Below are 14,084 nucleotides of genomic sequence, written 5' to 3' on the forward strand. Positions count from 1 at the left end.
CGGTGAACCCTTCCGCCGCGACGCCATGAAAAAACCCGTCGCCGTCGCAGGCATCAACGCCAACGACATGAAACCGCAAGCCGAGGCGTAAGGTCAGTCAAAACAAGGACCCGGGTCTGACAGGACCCGGCAACCTTTGGGCTTTCCCGACGGGAAAGCCTGATTTTTTGATAGAGGAAGCATGATGCAAGATATGACTGCATCCCCATCACTGATGTCCAAAGCCGAGGCATTTGTGCGCAAGAACGGTCGCGGATTTCTTGTTTCCGTTGTTGTAGCCGCAGCGGCGAAATTTCTGTCCGAGCACTACGGCGCCCCGGCCATGCTGATGGCGCTTTTGCTGGGCATCGCGTTTCACTTTCTGGCGGAGGAAGACAGCGGAAGCTGCAGGCCCGGAATCGAATTTACCGCCCGCACCGTTTTGCGGTTTGGCGTGGCGCTGCTGGGCGCGCGCATCTCGGTGGAACTGATGATGAACCTCGGCTCGGATCTGATCCTTGTCGTGATCGCGGGCGTCATTCTGACGATCCTGTTTGGCCTTTTGGGCGCGCGTCTGCTGGGCCGCGGCTGGCGGTTCGGTATTCTGACAGGCGGGTCTGTTGCGATCTGCGGAGCATCTGCCGCGATGGCGCTGTCGGCCATTCTTCCCAAGAACGAACATTCCGAGCGCAACCTGATCTTCACGGTGCTGTCCGTGACCGTGCTGTCGACCATCGCAATGATCGCCTATCCGATCCTAACCGAAGCCTTTGATTTCAATGATGAGATTTCGGGCGTGTTTCTGGGTGGTACAATCCACGATGTTGCACAGGTGGTTGGTGCCGGGTTCTCGGTCTCGGATCAAACCGGTGAGGTCGCCACGCTGGTCAAGCTAATCCGCGTCGCCATGCTGGCCCCGGTTGTTCTGGTGATCTCGGCGCTGGTACGTCGCCACGCGGAGTTTGCCGAAGAGGGTAAGCGTCCCCCGATCCTCCCTATGTTCGTGGTTGGCTTTCTCGTCTTTGCGACGCTCAATTCGCTGGGGCTGATCCCGGCGATGGTGTCCGAGGCGATGTCGAGCCTCAGCCGGTGGGCGCTGCTGATTTCGATCGCTGCGGTAGGGATGAAAACCTCGCTCAAGCGCATTCTCGATGTGGGCGGGCAGGCCATTGCGCTGATCGTTGCTGAGACAGTGTTTATTGCGCTGTTCGTGCTGCTGGGCGTCTATCTGGTACATTACTGAAGCGGGTAAGGTGGCGTTTGGGTGCTTTGCGAATTGCCTGAACGCCAAGGGGGCTGATACCCGGCCCCTTAGCCCAGCGGCCTGCACCGTCACAGGCCCGCAACTAAAAAAGAAGGTGGAAAAATGAACACTCAGGTCATCAACCTTTTCGAAGCCCCCGAAACCCGTAGCGAACGCCGCCTTGCGGATTTGCCGGACCGCGTGGTTGAAGGCGACCCGTATCACAAGGTCGGTATGCATTTCACCAGCCCCGACGGAAAGTTGTCGGCCGGTACCTGGACATCGACGCCGGGCAAGTGGCATGCGTTCACGGACAAAGACGAATACTGCTATATCGTCGAGGGTCATTGCGCGCTGATTCATGAGGACGGAACCCGGCAGGATTTCCGCACCGGCGACAGTTTTATGATTCCGAACGGGTTTCGTGGGTTTTGGGAGGTGGTCGAGACCACAACCAAACACTTTGTCATTCGTGACCATAACTAAGGCGTACAAAGGATTGCGCGTCCCAAAATGCGCAACTTCACGGATCAGGTGGCCTGACCGGACCGCTTAAATTTCCCAGCGGTTCACTTTCTGAATATGTCCAGATTCCGGTCCAGCACCGCGCGTACATGCTTTCCAATGCCCGGTGCCTCGGAATTTCGGGGCCCAGCAACATTCAAAATTGCGATGGGCGTACTGTCCAACCAGGACCGAACCCTAAGCGCGCAAGCATCTGTCCCTTCCGTGACATCTACAACTAGATGCGGTTTTCCAGCCTCTCTGGCGAAAACAAGAGTTTGGTCCGTACCGGGGCTGTTTGAGCCATCCACAAAAATCAGTGTGGCGTCGCTGGTTTCAACGTTGCATCTTGTTCGTTCCGCAACATTTTCGGATTTCGTTTCCATCATTCCATTGAAGTGATCAGGAATGCGACCGGCTTCGTTGGCTCGCCCTTTGGGCACCCAACCCCCATAGGCAAGCCCGTTCTGGCGCGCAAATTCCAACGTCGCCAAATCCACACCGGTTTGCCCGCCTGACACAATCTTCATGGCATCTTCTCTCAGGTTTCGGCCAGCGTAGTCTCAACGCTTTGGTGCTGCAAACTGTTGATCCGAATTGCGGTGAAACCGGGGGTATTCACGACTTGAAGCAAGCGCGGGAAACGTCGTTGATGGACCTTGCAGCAGGGCGTCGAGAATACGCGTTCCGACCATAATATTGTCACGATGAAGTTTATGTCTGGCACAGAGCAGAAGATAACGGGAACAGGCATTGTTAAACGCCATAATTAACGCCGCAGCACAGCGTCACATGGATATCCGGTTGAATGCCTCGGGAGGGTATCGCGTTCGCATCGTCGAACGTCCGGGCCTTTGGATGTCGTCATCTGAGCTGGACGACCTGGTTGCCAAACTGCGTCAGGTGGCATCAAAAACTCTGCCCGCAGGGGATCTGACTTACGGTGTGTTCTCGGGCGATCGCGAAAGGCTGGGGCAATCGATCATTACTCTGGTGTCGCGTCGGGACGACAAGACACCAGTTGCCTTTAATGCTCTGGCGTTGATGGAGATTGATTTGGGGCACCGGACAGAACAGGTGCTGCATCTCGGGCTGGTCATGGTCGATCCGAACCTGCGCAGTCAGGGCCTGAGCTGGGTGCTGTACGGGTTGACGTGCGTACTGATGTTGTTCCGCAATGGCATGCGGCCTCTGTGGATATCAAATGTCACTCAGGTGCCCGCAGTGGTGGGGCTGGTCGGGCATGGGTTTGCGCGGGTTTTTCCAACGCCCGCTGGTGACGCGCAAAACCGGCGCAGTCTTCTGCACCTGATGCTGGCTCGCAAAATCATGCAGCACCACCGCTATGTGTTTGGTGTCGGGTCCGAGGCCGATTTTGACGAAGATCGCTTTGTCATTACCAATGCCTATACCGGGGGGTCGGATCACCTGAAGAAGACCTTTGCAGATGCGCCCAAGCATAGGGATCAGGCCATCAACGATTTTTGTCGCGAGCAGCTTGATTACGATCGTGGCGATGATGTTCTGCAATTGGGGCAGATGGATACGCCAACCGCGCTTTCTTATGTCGGGCGCGAGGTTCCCCGCGGATCGTTTGCCGCCGTAACGCTTGCCGTGGCCGCTGCGGTAATTCAACGTCTGGCGATGCCGCTGTGGCAATGGGCAGATACGCAGCGGGATTTTGGTATCCTGCGGGCAAGAGGGCAGGGGCAATGACCTTCTTTTCATATTCCGAATTCACGACGCGCAATCTCGGCTTTGTCTCTGAAGCCGACCAAGACACGCTGCGCAACTCCTGCGTATTTGTCTGCGGCACCGGTGGGATGGGAGGCAGTGTAATCATGACCCTGATCCGCGCCGGGGTGGGGCGATTGATCCTTGCCGATCTGGACAGTTTCGAAGTTTCGAACCTAAACCGGCAGTTGTTTGCGACCTTGGCGACTGTTGGCCGGGATAAGGCCATGGCGACCTGTGACCAGTGCCTTCAGATCAACCCTGAGGCCGAAATCGAAGTGCTGGGCGCAAACTGGTCTGATCAGGTGGATCGGCTGGTGCAAGCTGCAGATGTGGTCATCAATGGGACCGACGATCTTGGCGCAAGCCTGTTGCTATACCGGACAGCCCGCGCCAAGGGCCGCGCTGTGATTGATGCTTATGCGTCGCCGTTGCCGTCGGTTTACGTCACACAGCCCGCCGACCCGATGCCGGAACAACGTTTAGGTTACCCAACCCAAGGCACCGAATGGAACGCGTTGACACAAGAGATGCGCGATGGTGCTGCCGCTGCCGAGGCTGAATATGTGCTGACCCATTCTTCATCTCGTCATCATGTCGATCTTGCGTTGGCGGGTGAAGTGATTGCTGGGAAACGCAGCCGGATGTCCTTCGCGCCCATGGTGATCATGGCAGGCACGTTGATGGGGGGCGAGGCGTTGCACGCCGTCTTGGGGCGGGCGCATGGCGCGGATTATCGCGGCTGGTTTCTGAACCCCCATACCGGTAAGGTCGAACGCCCCTTACCCGGTGTTCTAGCTGCCATTATGCGGCCGTTAGTGCGTCGGCAAATGAACAAGCTGTTGGCGTCATGAGCGATACAGCCGCCTTTTTGTCTGACGCGTGGGTCTCGGCCTGCGCCGCATTGGGTGCGGTCATCGTGCTGTTGCATCTGAGTGATCTGGTGCGCAGGCCCGAGCTTGCCAGACGGTTTCGGTTCTGCCTGTGGCTACTTGTCATTCTGATGGTTGCTCGGATCGGACATTGGGGCGGCTGGGGATGGTTTTTTTCCGCTCTCACAAACTGTTGCGCCGCATTGTTGCCCTTGGCTGCGCTGCTTTTGGCCGAAGGTTTGTTGCGCCGCCATGCGCCTCCGGCATTAAAGCTGATATGCGTTTTAGGGGCAGCGGTGTTTGTGTTCCTGGGCCTCTTGCAATTTGCTAGCCTTGAGGTCTGGCGGCTGGCTGGTTTGTTGCTGTTCCAACTGGCAGGGCTGATAGGCGTGGCCTTGTTCGTGCTGAGGCGTGACTGCGACACCCTGTCACCAGCCGAGAACAGAACCATCAACAGAATGAGCCTGTCATTCCTGCTGATCCTGCCGTTTCTGGCTACAGATTTCATGCGCGAGGCGGTGATTGATGCACCGGTCCGATTGGGCGGTGTGGCCGTGCTGGTGTTGTGCTGGTTGTCCATTGGTATGAACCGGTCCGGATTGCGGGCAGTGGACATCTTACGAAGCTTTGGGATTGTTTTCTTGGTGACCGGACTTCTGACCCTGATCCTGTCGGGGCTCTTGCCTATGGACTGGAGCATCGCAGTGCAGGTCATGGCGGTCACGGTATCTGCGCTTATTCTGCTGGCGATCTGGCAGGCCGCAATTGCACTGCGGATCGAAGATCGCCAACTGATTGCATTGCGCGAGATTGCCGAGGTCGAGGGCCAAGGGCCAGAGGCCAGTCTCAGCCTGCTACGCCGCGCAGCAGGGGCACCGGACGCGGTTCTGGTGGAAGAGGCGGAATTGACGGAAATGGATGTAGACGACCTGACAACCTGCCTTACCGCTGCACCCGTCCAGCAACTGGGAACGGCTAGCGACGAGCAGGTCAATTGGCTGTTTGCCCGTTTCGATGCCACTCATGCCGTGCTGTTGTCTATCGCGCCACTCCGCGTAGTTATGATGAATAACCCAGACATCGCGACGCTGGACAGTACAGGGGCGGCCCTGCGTGCAGTGCAGCGGATGGCAGGCGTTGTGATGGCGAGGGGGGAAGCATGATCGACCTGTTGGAGCGGGATTTTCCGAGCTTCTTTGCCGCTCCGTTTCATGCCTATGGGCCTGATACGCCTTACGTTTCACCGATGAGAGCGGATCTGAAGCGGTTTTTGTCGCTCAACAACCCCCTGTTTTTCGAGGGTTCGGATTTTACCTACTTTACCGCTCTGCGTAGCGGAAAGCCGGTCGGCCGGATCACTGCGCATCTGCACCGTGCGTCGAATGAACTGCACGCCGAAGCCCGTGGGTGCTTTGGTTTCTTTGATTGCGCCGATGATCCCGAAACCGCCACCGTATTGCTGCAAGCCGCTGAGAATTGGGCCCGCACAAAGGGAATGACGCGACTGAGTGGTAATTTCAACCTGACGGCGATGCAGCAGGCCGGTGTCATGACCGGTGGGTTTGATCAGGCACCGTTTACCGATCAGATTTGGGGCGCGCCTTATCTGCCTGACCTCCTCAAGGCAAACGGGTATGCGCAGCATTTCCCAATGACCACTTTCGAACGCCGCTTGGACACCAGCCCAGCCCCACAGGTGTTGTCGGATGCGCAGCGCTCAGATTTGCTGGGGCAGGGTTTTTCCTTTGCACCGGTCACGCGCGCAACCATTGCGGCGCGGCTCGAGGATGCCCGCGCCATCCTGAACCGCAGTTTCAAGGACAACCCGATGTTTGTGCCGGTCTCAGCCGAAGAATTCACGTTTCAGGCAAAAGATTTGAAATGGATCATGGACCCGCGGATTTCCAAGGTTGTCCACTATCAAGGCAAACCCGCCGGAGCGGTGATTGCTATCCCGGACCTCAACCCGCTTTTGCGCAGGATCGGGTCACGGATGCGTTTGTCATTGCCTTGGCATTATCTGCGCTACAAATCTCGCCGTGACCGTGCCGTGGTGATTTTTCAGGGCGTGATGCCCGAGTTTCAAGGGCGTTCGGTCAACCCCTTGATGCTCAGTGAGATGACGGAAGACATGATTGCGGCTGGATATAAAACGGTGGGCGGCACATGGATCGCGGATGAAAATGCGGCCAGCCTCCGGCAAACCGAAAAGGCGGGGGCCGTACCGCTACATCGTTTGCATCTGTTTTCGAAGGAGCTGGTGTGATGGACCGCCAGGACTTTGAGCAGGTTGTTTCTCAGGCGATGCTGGCCCCCTCTGCCCACAACACGCAGCCGGCACGTTGGGCGCTGCGAGACGGAGCGATAGAAATTTACGCGGACCTCTTTAGGCGCTTGCCTGTAGGCGACCCCACTGATCGCGATCTTGAGGTCTCGTGCGGCGCGGCGGTCGAGGGCACTGTTCTGGCCATGGCCGCACATGGGGTAGGGGCCAAAGTGACGCTCGCCATCAGTACCACAGAAAAAAACCTGCGCCCCATTGCGCGCATTGTCACCAATGGGGCTCCGGACAACGAGGATATAGCATTGGCCTCGCTGGCGTCCGCGCGCCTGACGCATCGCGGCGGTTTTGCGCCGACGCCCCAGTCTGCCCTCCAAGGCTGGATGGCCGAGCACTTGACGCTTGTTACGGAGACGAAGCAGATCGATTGGTTGGCCGAACAGATTGACATCGCCTCGGCCCGGGTCATGCGTCCAAAACCTTTCCGCACCGAGCTGTTGCATTGGATGCGTTTGCGCAAGGGTGATGTGAACTATGACGTTGATGGCCTGAATCGCGATGTTTTGGCGATGGACGCCATCACGGCCAGGATGGTCCCGGTTGTTTTGGGAAGTGGGGTTTATGATCTGCTCAGCTCGCTGGGTCTTGGTCCGCAACTTTCGGGTGAGGCCGCTCGCAGTCGGAAAGCCGGGGCGATTGCTTTGTTTCATTGGCCTGCAGACAGATCGATGGTGCGGGCTGGGCGGGCGTTTTACAGAACTTGGTTACAGGCATCTGCACGTGGGTTGGTGGGCTGGCCTGCGGCGGCGCTGGCTGATGACCCTGATATACGCGCCGCTGTCACTGAGCGACTTGGTGTGCCGCGTGGTAGGGTGTTGTTCAATGCATTGCGGCTGGGGGTTGCCAACAAAGCCACCCCCAGCCGCGCGCGGCTATCACTGCGTGAGGTAATTGTTTAAGCGGCAATATTGTCCTCTACCTCTTTCAGAAGCTTTTCGGTCTTCGCCTCTTCGATCCGGTTGTGCAGTCGCTGGGATTCTTCGCGATCCCGCAGGGTCTTGGTGATCGACACGGTGGTATGAACCAGCATCAGTGCAGACATCGAGTAAAACCCTTTTGCCGCAAAACTGGCTTCGAGGAAGTAGATGCCACCGGCCATCATGGCCGCGGCGATAACGAATGAGACGATGGTGAACATGTTCCACGCGTTCGACTGGGGCAGGTTCAGATTTTCTTCGGCATTCATTGGTAAAGTCCTTTCAGTGTGTTGAATCTGGTACTTGAAGTTACTGTGATTTCGACTTGCTGGATTTCTGTGCCTTCTTCTTCAACCGTTCGAGCACTTCGTCGGCGCTTGAGCGCAGGGGCTTTCCACAGCCTGCCTCGGCCAGCCGATCCCGGATATTCTCCGCCGATCCGGTGGTTTCGAGCTCGGTCATGGCGCGGGCGGTTGCGTCCATTTCGCTCTGCCGCTCCTGCAGGCGCCGCAACGTATCTTCGGCTTCTCGCAGGGTAGATAGACCGCTGTCAGGGGCCACCTGCTGCAAGCGTTGGGTTTTGTCTGTCGCGGTGGCCAGACGCTGACCGCGCTGTAATTGCCGCAGTCGCGTCTCAGCCTCGCGCAGGACGGTACGCAACCGAGCGATTTCAGTGTCGAACCGGGCCTGCGCCTGGGTTGAAACATCACGCTCTGCCTCAAGATGGGCAATGGTATCGGCGGCGTCCTGCGCCAGATCCTCGCGGTTCTGCTGCAATGCGTCCAAAGTGCGGGTTTCCAAATCGGCAATCTGTTGGGTCAATCGCTCATGCTGTTTTTTCTCTTGTTCATTCTGAGCCATCGCAACCGCAACGGCCTTGCGAGACATCTGAACGGCATGGGCGCAATCGCGGATTTGCTGGCGTAAAATGGGAAGGGCGTGGCGATCCGTAACGACGGTTGCCGCCTCATAAGCCCGACCTCTTAACAATGTGGCAAACTGTTTGAACATCTTGATTTCCTCGTTTATGAACATTGTTCATGAGGTGAACATGCAGTGAATTTGAACATTGTTCAATGCAAAAAATGAACAATGTTCAAAAAAGCTCAAAGCTGGAGATTTAAGTGGTTAAGAATAAAAGGGAAAATCTGAAGAAAAATCTTCTAAATGCTGCTGAAAAGAGGATGGAATCGCATGGGTTGGCCGCCCTGCGTGCCCGTGATGTCACCAAAGATGCAGGTTGCGCACTGGGCAGTTTGTATAATGCGTATGAGGATCTGGACCTTTTGATTCTGGCGGTGAACTCGCGCACACTTGCACGTTTGCACACCGCTTTGCAGGACGCTGCCAATTCTATGGACACGCCCGAGGAGAAACTCCTGGCGCTGGCGTTGGCATATCTGCAATTCGGCACGGAAAACCAGAACCTCTGGGCAGCCTTGTTCGATCACAAAATGCCACCGGGGGTGCCTGTACCGCAGTGGCACCTTGAGGAACATGCGCTGTTGATCGCTGAGGTGATCGAACCGCTGTCCCAAATCAGCCCCGAAATGGATGAGGCCACTCTGGCCCTGCGTGCGCGCACTGTGTTTTCTGCCGTGCATGGGATCGTCAAGCTGTCGCTGGAGGGCCGGTTTGTCGCTTTGGACCCTGACGCGGTTCGATCAGAATTGTCGGAATTCCTTGTGTTGTATCTGCGCGGGTATCGCGGGAAGGGCGCACAAACCCCATGAAAAGCCGCCTCAAGTGGGCGGTGTTGTGGGATTTCTATTGCTGAACCGGGTAAAACCCGGACAAATTATCCTGATGGGCAGGGGCTGAAAAACGCATGGCGACACAATCTGAAAGCAGAGCCGTCTTTTTGACAGGCAGTCTGATGGGCCATGTCACTCGTATGTCCTTGACCACCAGTATCGGCCTGATGGCAATCTTCGCCGTTGATTTCGTCGATATGATCTTCATTTCGATGCTTGGGAACGATGCTTTGGCGGCGGCCGTGGGATATGCCGGAACACTTTTGTTTTTTACCAATTCGGTGAATGTCGGCCTGTCGATAGCTGCCGGAGCCTTGGTGGCACGTGAACTTGGGGCCGGGCGGCCCGAGCAGGCGCGCCAGTTCGGAACCAGCGTTGCGGTGCTGGGCGCTCTGACCGGGTTGATCGTTTCAATGATTGTCCTCTTCAACCTGACATTCTGCTTGTCCTTACTGGGGGCAGAGGGAGAGGTGCTGCGTCTGGCCGCCCGATATGTGTCTTTCATTTTACCAACCATGTGGGTGATGGCTGTCGCGATGACCGGGATGGCGGTGTTACGCGCTTACGGGGATGCGCGGCGTTCGATGCAGGCCACAATCTATGGTGGAGTGGTTAACGCGGTGCTGGACCCGATCCTGATTTTTGCGCTTGGGTTGGGGCTGGACGGCGCAGCCATCGCGTCTGTTATTGCACGCGTCTGTATTCTCATCACCGCGATCAGGCCGGCGGTGCGTGTGCATCGTGGTTTTGCCCGCCCCTCACTACCGCAAGTCCGAATGGATGTCCGGGCTGTGAGCACGATTGCGGTTCCCGCTGTGATGACAAACATCGCTACGCCCATCGGCAATGCCATCGTTATTCGCGAAGTGGCGCAATTTGGAACGGATGCCGTGGCAGGTATGGCGGTTATCGGGCGGCTGATGCCGGTGGCGTTTTCGGTGGTGTTTGCCCTGTCCGGGGCCATCGGACCAATTGTAGGGCAGAACTTTGGGGCCGGACAATATGACCGGGTGAAAGACACCTTTCTGGCCGGGGTAAAATTTACCGCCGTCTATGTCTGCTTGATGGCGGCGACGCTGTTCATATTACGCGCACCAATTGCGGATCTGTTCCAGGCGCAGGGTGAAACGCGGGCCTTGATATATCTGTTTTGCGGGCCATTGGCTTTGGCTTCGTTCTTCAACGGAGTAATCTTTGTCGCGAATGCCAGCTTCAACAATCTGGGTCACCCGGTCTATTCCACTTGGGTCAATTGGGGGCGGCACACTCTGGGAACTTGGCCCTTTGCCGTTGCCGGTGGTTATATTGCAGGTGCGCCCGGAGTGTTGTTGGGTCAGGCTCTCGGCGGTATTATTTTTGCGGCAATCTGTTGGGTTTTGGTGCGCCGGGTAGTGTCACATCTTTCCGTACCGCAGGCCGTCGATCCGTTCGCAGGACAGACCCGGTTGCAGGCGCTTTTCGGGCGACGTGGTTGGTAGGTGTATCAGTAGTCTCAAACTCGATCTTCCGGCCGCTCAGGGTTGATCACCGTTTACAACTGCAGCCCTTCGTCCGTTTGGGACGGGCAGATCTGTGCGCGACAATTTCGGTGTTCGAGGAAGGAAATGGCAGCCCGTAGGGGAATCGAACCCCTCTTTCCAGGTTGAAAACCTGGCGTCCTAACCGATAGACGAACGGGCCATTTGATCCAAACAAGCACAAGTGGCAGCCCGTAGGGGAATCGAACCCCTCTTTCCAGGTTGAAAACCTGGCGTCCTAACCGATAGACGAACGGGCCACGCTGGCTTGTGGAGGGCCTTTTACGGTTTACCTTACACCCCCGCAAGCCGAAAAATGCAGGGATGTGAAAGTTTTTTCCCACGCCCGAAATTGGGATCAATTTGCTTCTGCGGCGTCTTCAAGCCTTAGTTGTACAGACTGGCGTCCGCCCCAGGTGTTTACTTCAAGTCGCCCCGCGAAATGAAAGCGTGCACCGCCGTGATTGGACAGTTTTTCCCCCATGGGCCCGTCGAAGGCGCCAAAAGCGATGGCGTCTAAACCACCGCCCATTCCGTCGGTCAAGGATAGTTTCAGGTGGGTTTCGCCAACACGTTTGGCAAAGCGCACTTGCAGGTCTGGCAAGGCATATCGCGGGGCAGGAGCGCTGGCCCCAAACGGGCCTGCCTTTTCAATCTGCTCGATCAGATCAACAGTCGCTGCACCGGGCATCAATGCTCCGTCCAATTTTAAATCCGCCGGGCCGCCTTCGCCCGCGCCCTGTTTGGCTAGTAATTCGCTGAGCCGCTCCATCGCGGGCTCCAATTGGTCGCGCATGACGGTTAGGCCTGCTGCCATCTTGTGGCCTCCGCCTTTGACAAGTAGCCCCTCGGCCGCAAGCCTTTGGATTGAGGCGCCCAGATCAACGCCTGATACCGACCTGCCAGAACCTTTGCCTTCGTCCCCGTCGAAACCAATGACAATGGCGGGGCGGTTCGCGGTTTCCTTGAGGCGCGAGGCCACGATGCCGACCACACCGGGATGCCAGCCTTCACCTGCTGCCCAGACCAGAGGCGCATCCAACCCTCGTTCCTCAGCCTGTTCCATTGCCGCTGCCCGCACCGCGTTTTCAATGTCGCGCCGTTCGGTGTTCAACTCATCCAGCCGCTGCGACAACGCCTCAGCCTCGGTCATTGAATCTGTGCTGAGCAACCGCGCTCCCAGATCGGCCTGTCCAATCCGCCCTCCGGCATTCACACGCGGCCCGAGCAAGAAGCCCAGATGATAACTGTTGGGCGCGGCATCCATGCGGGCAACGTCGGACAACGCAACCAGCCCCGGTCTTTGCCGCTGGGCCATTACTTTCAACCCTTGCCGTACCAGCGCCCTGTTCGCACCGATCAGCGGCGCCACGTCGGCAACGGTTGCCAATGCCACAAGATCCAGCAGACTAATCAGGTCTGGGCATTTGGCACCGGCCTCACGCATTTGGCGCCCTGCCTCGACCAGCATCAGAAACACAACTCCGGCCGCGCAGAGATATCCCAGATCGCCGTCTTCGTCCTGCCGGTTCGGGTTCACGACGGCCACACAGTCCGGCAAAGTTTCTCCGCCCAGATGGTGATCCAGTACGATCACATCGGCCCCTTGCGCGGCAGCAATTGGTTCATGGCTGAGCGTGCCACAATCCACGCAGATAATCAGGTCATGATTAGCAGCCAGTTCCTGCATGGCGGGTACGTTCGGGCCGTACCCTTCGTCAATCCGGTCCGGCACATACAATGTTGCCTGACGACCCATCTGGCGCAGCCAGACAAGAAGTAGCGCAGCCGAACTGCCTCCATCCACGTCATAATCCGCAAATACCGCGACCCGTTCGTTGGCTTTCACGGCCCGCAGAAACCGTTGGGCTGCGGATTCCATGTCTTTCAGCGAACGCGGGTCGGGCAAAAGCTCTTTCAGTTTGGGCTCAAGAAAGCCTTGGGCTTCCATCGGCGGCACGCCCCTGCGCGCCAGCACCTGACACACCGCTTGTGGTAAGCCGACTTGCTGCACCAGCATTTCCGTTGCGCGGTCCACTTCGGGCTTTGGGCCAACCCAGCGCCGCCCGGACAATGAGTGTTCAACTCCAAGAAAGCTCATCGTCTGTCCCTCACATGCTAAGGCCGGACCCAATCGGACCCGGCCTCTTTATCATTTTCACAAATACTCTCACCGAAGGTGGTGGCGCAAGCCACTATACTGCGTCATGCGGCCATGTCGGTGTGCGATAGGACATGCGACGTACCGATCCGGTTTTCGAGCGCATCAACAGCGTGGTCGTTTCGACCCAGCCGGGCTCGCGCTTGATGCGCGGCAGTAACGAGCCTCCGGTCACGCCGGTTGCCGCAAAGATCACGTCCGCGGTCACCATCTCGTCGCGTGCATAGACGCGGTCCAGATCGGTGATGCCCGCCTTGGCCGCGCGGCCACGTTCGTCATCGTTGCGGAACAGCAGGCGGCCAAAGATCTGTCCACCCATGCATTTCAGTGCCGCTGCGGCCAGCACGCCTTCAGGTGCGCCACCTTGGCCCATGTACATGTCGATGCCGGTTACTTCGCTTTCGGCACAGTGCATGACGCCAGCCACGTCACCGTCGGTGATAAGGCGGATCGACGCGCCGGTGTCGCGCACTTCGGCAATCATCGCCTCGTGGCGGGGGCGCTCCAGAATGCAGACGGTGATGTCAGCGGGTTCGCAGCCTTTGGCTTTTGCCAGTGCTTCAACGCGCTCGCGTGGGCTCATGTCGAGATTGACGACACCCTCGGGAAAGCCCGGACCAATGGCCAGCTTGTCCATGTAAACGTCGGGCGCATGCAGCATCGAGCCGCGCGGTCCCATGGCGATCACGGTCAGCGCGTTCGGCATGTCTTTGGCGGTCAGGGTGGTGCCTTCCAGCGGGTCAAGGGCAATATCCACGCCCGGGCCGCTGCCGGTGCCAACCTCTTCGCCGATATACAGCATCGGCGCTTCGTCGCGCTCGCCTTCACCGATGACAACTACGCCTGCGATATCCAGCAGGTTCAGCTGCTCACGCATGGCATTCACGGCTGCCTGATCGGCGGCTTTTTCGTCGCCACGCCCGACCAGCGAAGCCGAAGCCAGTGCGGCCTGTTCTGCGACCCGCGCAAGGCCCAGAGACAGCAGTCGGTCGTTGAAATCAATCTTGGCAGCACTCATGTTTGGTATCCTCAGGTCAGTAAAGGCGCTTTGTTCGGCATAGC

The 14,084-nt window shown here is 57.8% G+C and carries 14 protein-coding genes and 2 tRNA genes; 9 read left to right on the forward strand and 7 right to left on the reverse strand.

From position 1 onward, the window contains the following. The first annotated feature begins 193 nt into the window (after positions 1–193). Positions 194–1,222, forward strand: coding sequence for a YeiH family protein (locus ACR0IY_RS00005; protein ID WP_480669670.1), 1,029 nt, complete (start codon positions 194–196; stop codon positions 1,220–1,222). 123 nt (positions 1,223–1,345) lie between these two features. Then, the gene (locus ACR0IY_RS00010) at positions 1,346–1,708 is read left to right on the forward strand and encodes a cupin domain-containing protein (protein ID WP_480669671.1); all 363 of its coding nucleotides are present in this window, start codon (positions 1,346–1,348) and stop codon (positions 1,706–1,708) included. Positions 1,709–1,791: 83 nt separating this feature from the next. Here the strand turns inward: ACR0IY_RS00010 and ACR0IY_RS00015 are convergent, their stop codons facing one another. Continuing rightward, entirely contained in the window at positions 1,792–2,256 is a 465-nt protein-coding gene (locus ACR0IY_RS00015) for a putative molybdenum carrier protein (protein ID WP_480669672.1), read from the reverse strand. Positions 2,257–2,479: 223 nt separating this feature from the next. Between ACR0IY_RS00015 and ACR0IY_RS00020 the strand changes: the two genes are divergently transcribed. Genes ACR0IY_RS00020 through ACR0IY_RS00040 form a run of 5 tightly spaced genes read left to right on the forward strand, consistent with a single transcriptional unit; the run spans position 2,480 to position 7,572 of the window. Further along, on the forward strand, positions 2,480–3,442 hold the full coding sequence (locus tag ACR0IY_RS00020) for a hypothetical protein (protein WP_480669673.1): 963 nt from the start codon (positions 2,480–2,482) through the stop codon (positions 3,440–3,442). Beyond that, a complete protein-coding gene (locus tag ACR0IY_RS00025) occupies positions 3,439–4,314 on the forward strand; it encodes a HesA/MoeB/ThiF family protein (RefSeq protein ID WP_480669674.1) in 876 nt (291 codons plus the stop codon). Before ACR0IY_RS00020 ends, ACR0IY_RS00025 begins: the two co-directional genes overlap by 4 nt. After that, positions 4,311–5,495 (forward strand): hypothetical protein, encoded by a 1,185-nt coding sequence (locus tag ACR0IY_RS00030; protein ID WP_480669675.1) that lies wholly within the window; start codon positions 4,311–4,313, stop codon positions 5,493–5,495. Before ACR0IY_RS00025 ends, ACR0IY_RS00030 begins: the two co-directional genes overlap by 4 nt. Further along, on the forward strand, positions 5,492–6,598 hold the full coding sequence (locus ACR0IY_RS00035; protein ID WP_480669676.1) for a GNAT family N-acetyltransferase: 1,107 nt from the start codon (positions 5,492–5,494) through the stop codon (positions 6,596–6,598). Before ACR0IY_RS00030 ends, ACR0IY_RS00035 begins: the two co-directional genes overlap by 4 nt. Beyond that, a complete protein-coding gene (locus ACR0IY_RS00040) occupies positions 6,598–7,572 on the forward strand; it encodes a nitroreductase family protein (RefSeq protein ID WP_480669677.1) in 975 nt (324 codons plus the stop codon). The genes ACR0IY_RS00035 and ACR0IY_RS00040 overlap by 1 nt, the downstream gene beginning before the upstream one ends. Here ACR0IY_RS00040 and ACR0IY_RS00045 read toward each other — a convergent pair. Beyond that, the gene (locus tag ACR0IY_RS00045; RefSeq protein ID WP_480669678.1) at positions 7,569–7,859 is read right to left on the reverse strand and encodes a YiaA/YiaB family inner membrane protein; all 291 of its coding nucleotides are present in this window, start codon (positions 7,857–7,859) and stop codon (positions 7,569–7,571) included. The genes ACR0IY_RS00040 and ACR0IY_RS00045 overlap by 4 nt on opposite strands. 40 nt (positions 7,860–7,899) lie before the next feature. Beyond that, positions 7,900–8,601, reverse strand: a complete 702-nt coding sequence (locus ACR0IY_RS00050; protein WP_480669679.1) for a PspA/IM30 family protein — start codon at positions 8,599–8,601, stop codon at positions 7,900–7,902. Between the two features lie 113 nt (positions 8,602–8,714). Here ACR0IY_RS00050 and ACR0IY_RS00055 point away from each other — a divergent pair, with 113 nt between their 5' ends. Both ACR0IY_RS00055 and ACR0IY_RS00060 read left to right on the forward strand, forming a co-directional pair. Further along, positions 8,715–9,323 (forward strand): TetR/AcrR family transcriptional regulator, encoded by a 609-nt coding sequence (locus ACR0IY_RS00055; RefSeq protein WP_480669680.1) that lies wholly within the window; start codon positions 8,715–8,717, stop codon positions 9,321–9,323. Between the two features lie 95 nt (positions 9,324–9,418). Further along, positions 9,419–10,822 carry an MATE family efflux transporter gene (locus tag ACR0IY_RS00060; RefSeq protein ID WP_480669681.1) on the forward strand — a complete coding sequence of 468 codons (1,404 nt, stop codon included), beginning with the start codon at positions 9,419–9,421 and terminating at the stop codon, positions 10,820–10,822. A gap of 127 nt (positions 10,823–10,949) precedes the next feature. On the opposite strand, the gene ACR0IY_RS00065 is transcribed toward ACR0IY_RS00060, so the two are convergent. From ACR0IY_RS00065 to glpX, 4 genes are all read right to left on the reverse strand, one after another. After that, positions 10,950–11,024, reverse strand: a tRNA-Glu gene (locus ACR0IY_RS00065). 22 nt (positions 11,025–11,046) lie between these two features. Then, positions 11,047–11,121 (reverse strand) — tRNA-Glu (locus ACR0IY_RS00070). Positions 11,122–11,219: 98 nt separating this feature from the next. Continuing rightward, a complete protein-coding gene (recJ, locus tag ACR0IY_RS00075; protein WP_480669682.1) occupies positions 11,220–12,962 on the reverse strand; it encodes a single-stranded-DNA-specific exonuclease RecJ in 1,743 nt (580 codons plus the stop codon). 94 nt (positions 12,963–13,056) lie between these two features. Next, positions 13,057–14,040, reverse strand: coding sequence for a class II fructose-bisphosphatase (gene glpX / locus ACR0IY_RS00080; RefSeq protein ID WP_480669683.1), 984 nt, complete (start codon positions 14,038–14,040; stop codon positions 13,057–13,059). Positions 14,041–14,084 lie beyond the last annotated feature (44 nt).

It is taken from the genome of Ruegeria sp. BC1 (genome assembly GCF_056539305.1).

Bases quoted from the DNA above. Each gene is read 5' to 3' on its own strand.
- ACR0IY_RS00030 (WP_480669675.1), top strand. From the start codon at position 4,311: ATGAGCGATACAGCCGCCTTTTTGTCTGACGCGTGGGTCTCGGCCTGC.
- ACR0IY_RS00050 (WP_480669679.1), bottom strand. From the start codon at position 8,601: ATGTTCAAACAGTTTGCCACATTGTTAAGAGGTCGGGCTTATGAGGCG.
- glpX (WP_480669683.1), bottom strand. From the start codon at position 14,040: ATGAGTGCTGCCAAGATTGATTTCAACGACCGACTGCTGTCTCTGGGC.
- ACR0IY_RS00040 (WP_480669677.1), top strand. From the start codon at position 6,598: ATGGACCGCCAGGACTTTGAGCAGGTTGTTTCTCAGGCGATGCTGGCC.
- ACR0IY_RS00015 (WP_480669672.1), bottom strand. From the start codon at position 2,256: ATGAAGATTGTGTCAGGCGGGCAAACCGGTGTGGATTTGGCGACGTTG.
- ACR0IY_RS00035 (WP_480669676.1), top strand. From the start codon at position 5,492: ATGATCGACCTGTTGGAGCGGGATTTTCCGAGCTTCTTTGCCGCTCCG.
- recJ (WP_480669682.1), bottom strand. From the start codon at position 12,962: ATGAGCTTTCTTGGAGTTGAACACTCATTGTCCGGGCGGCGCTGGGTT.
- ACR0IY_RS00025 (WP_480669674.1), top strand. From the start codon at position 3,439: ATGACCTTCTTTTCATATTCCGAATTCACGACGCGCAATCTCGGCTTT.
- ACR0IY_RS00005 (WP_480669670.1), top strand. From the start codon at position 194: ATGACTGCATCCCCATCACTGATGTCCAAAGCCGAGGCATTTGTGCGC.
- ACR0IY_RS00010 (WP_480669671.1), top strand. From the start codon at position 1,346: ATGAACACTCAGGTCATCAACCTTTTCGAAGCCCCCGAAACCCGTAGC.
- ACR0IY_RS00045 (WP_480669678.1), bottom strand. From the start codon at position 7,859: ATGAATGCCGAAGAAAATCTGAACCTGCCCCAGTCGAACGCGTGGAAC.
- ACR0IY_RS00060 (WP_480669681.1), top strand. From the start codon at position 9,419: ATGGCGACACAATCTGAAAGCAGAGCCGTCTTTTTGACAGGCAGTCTG.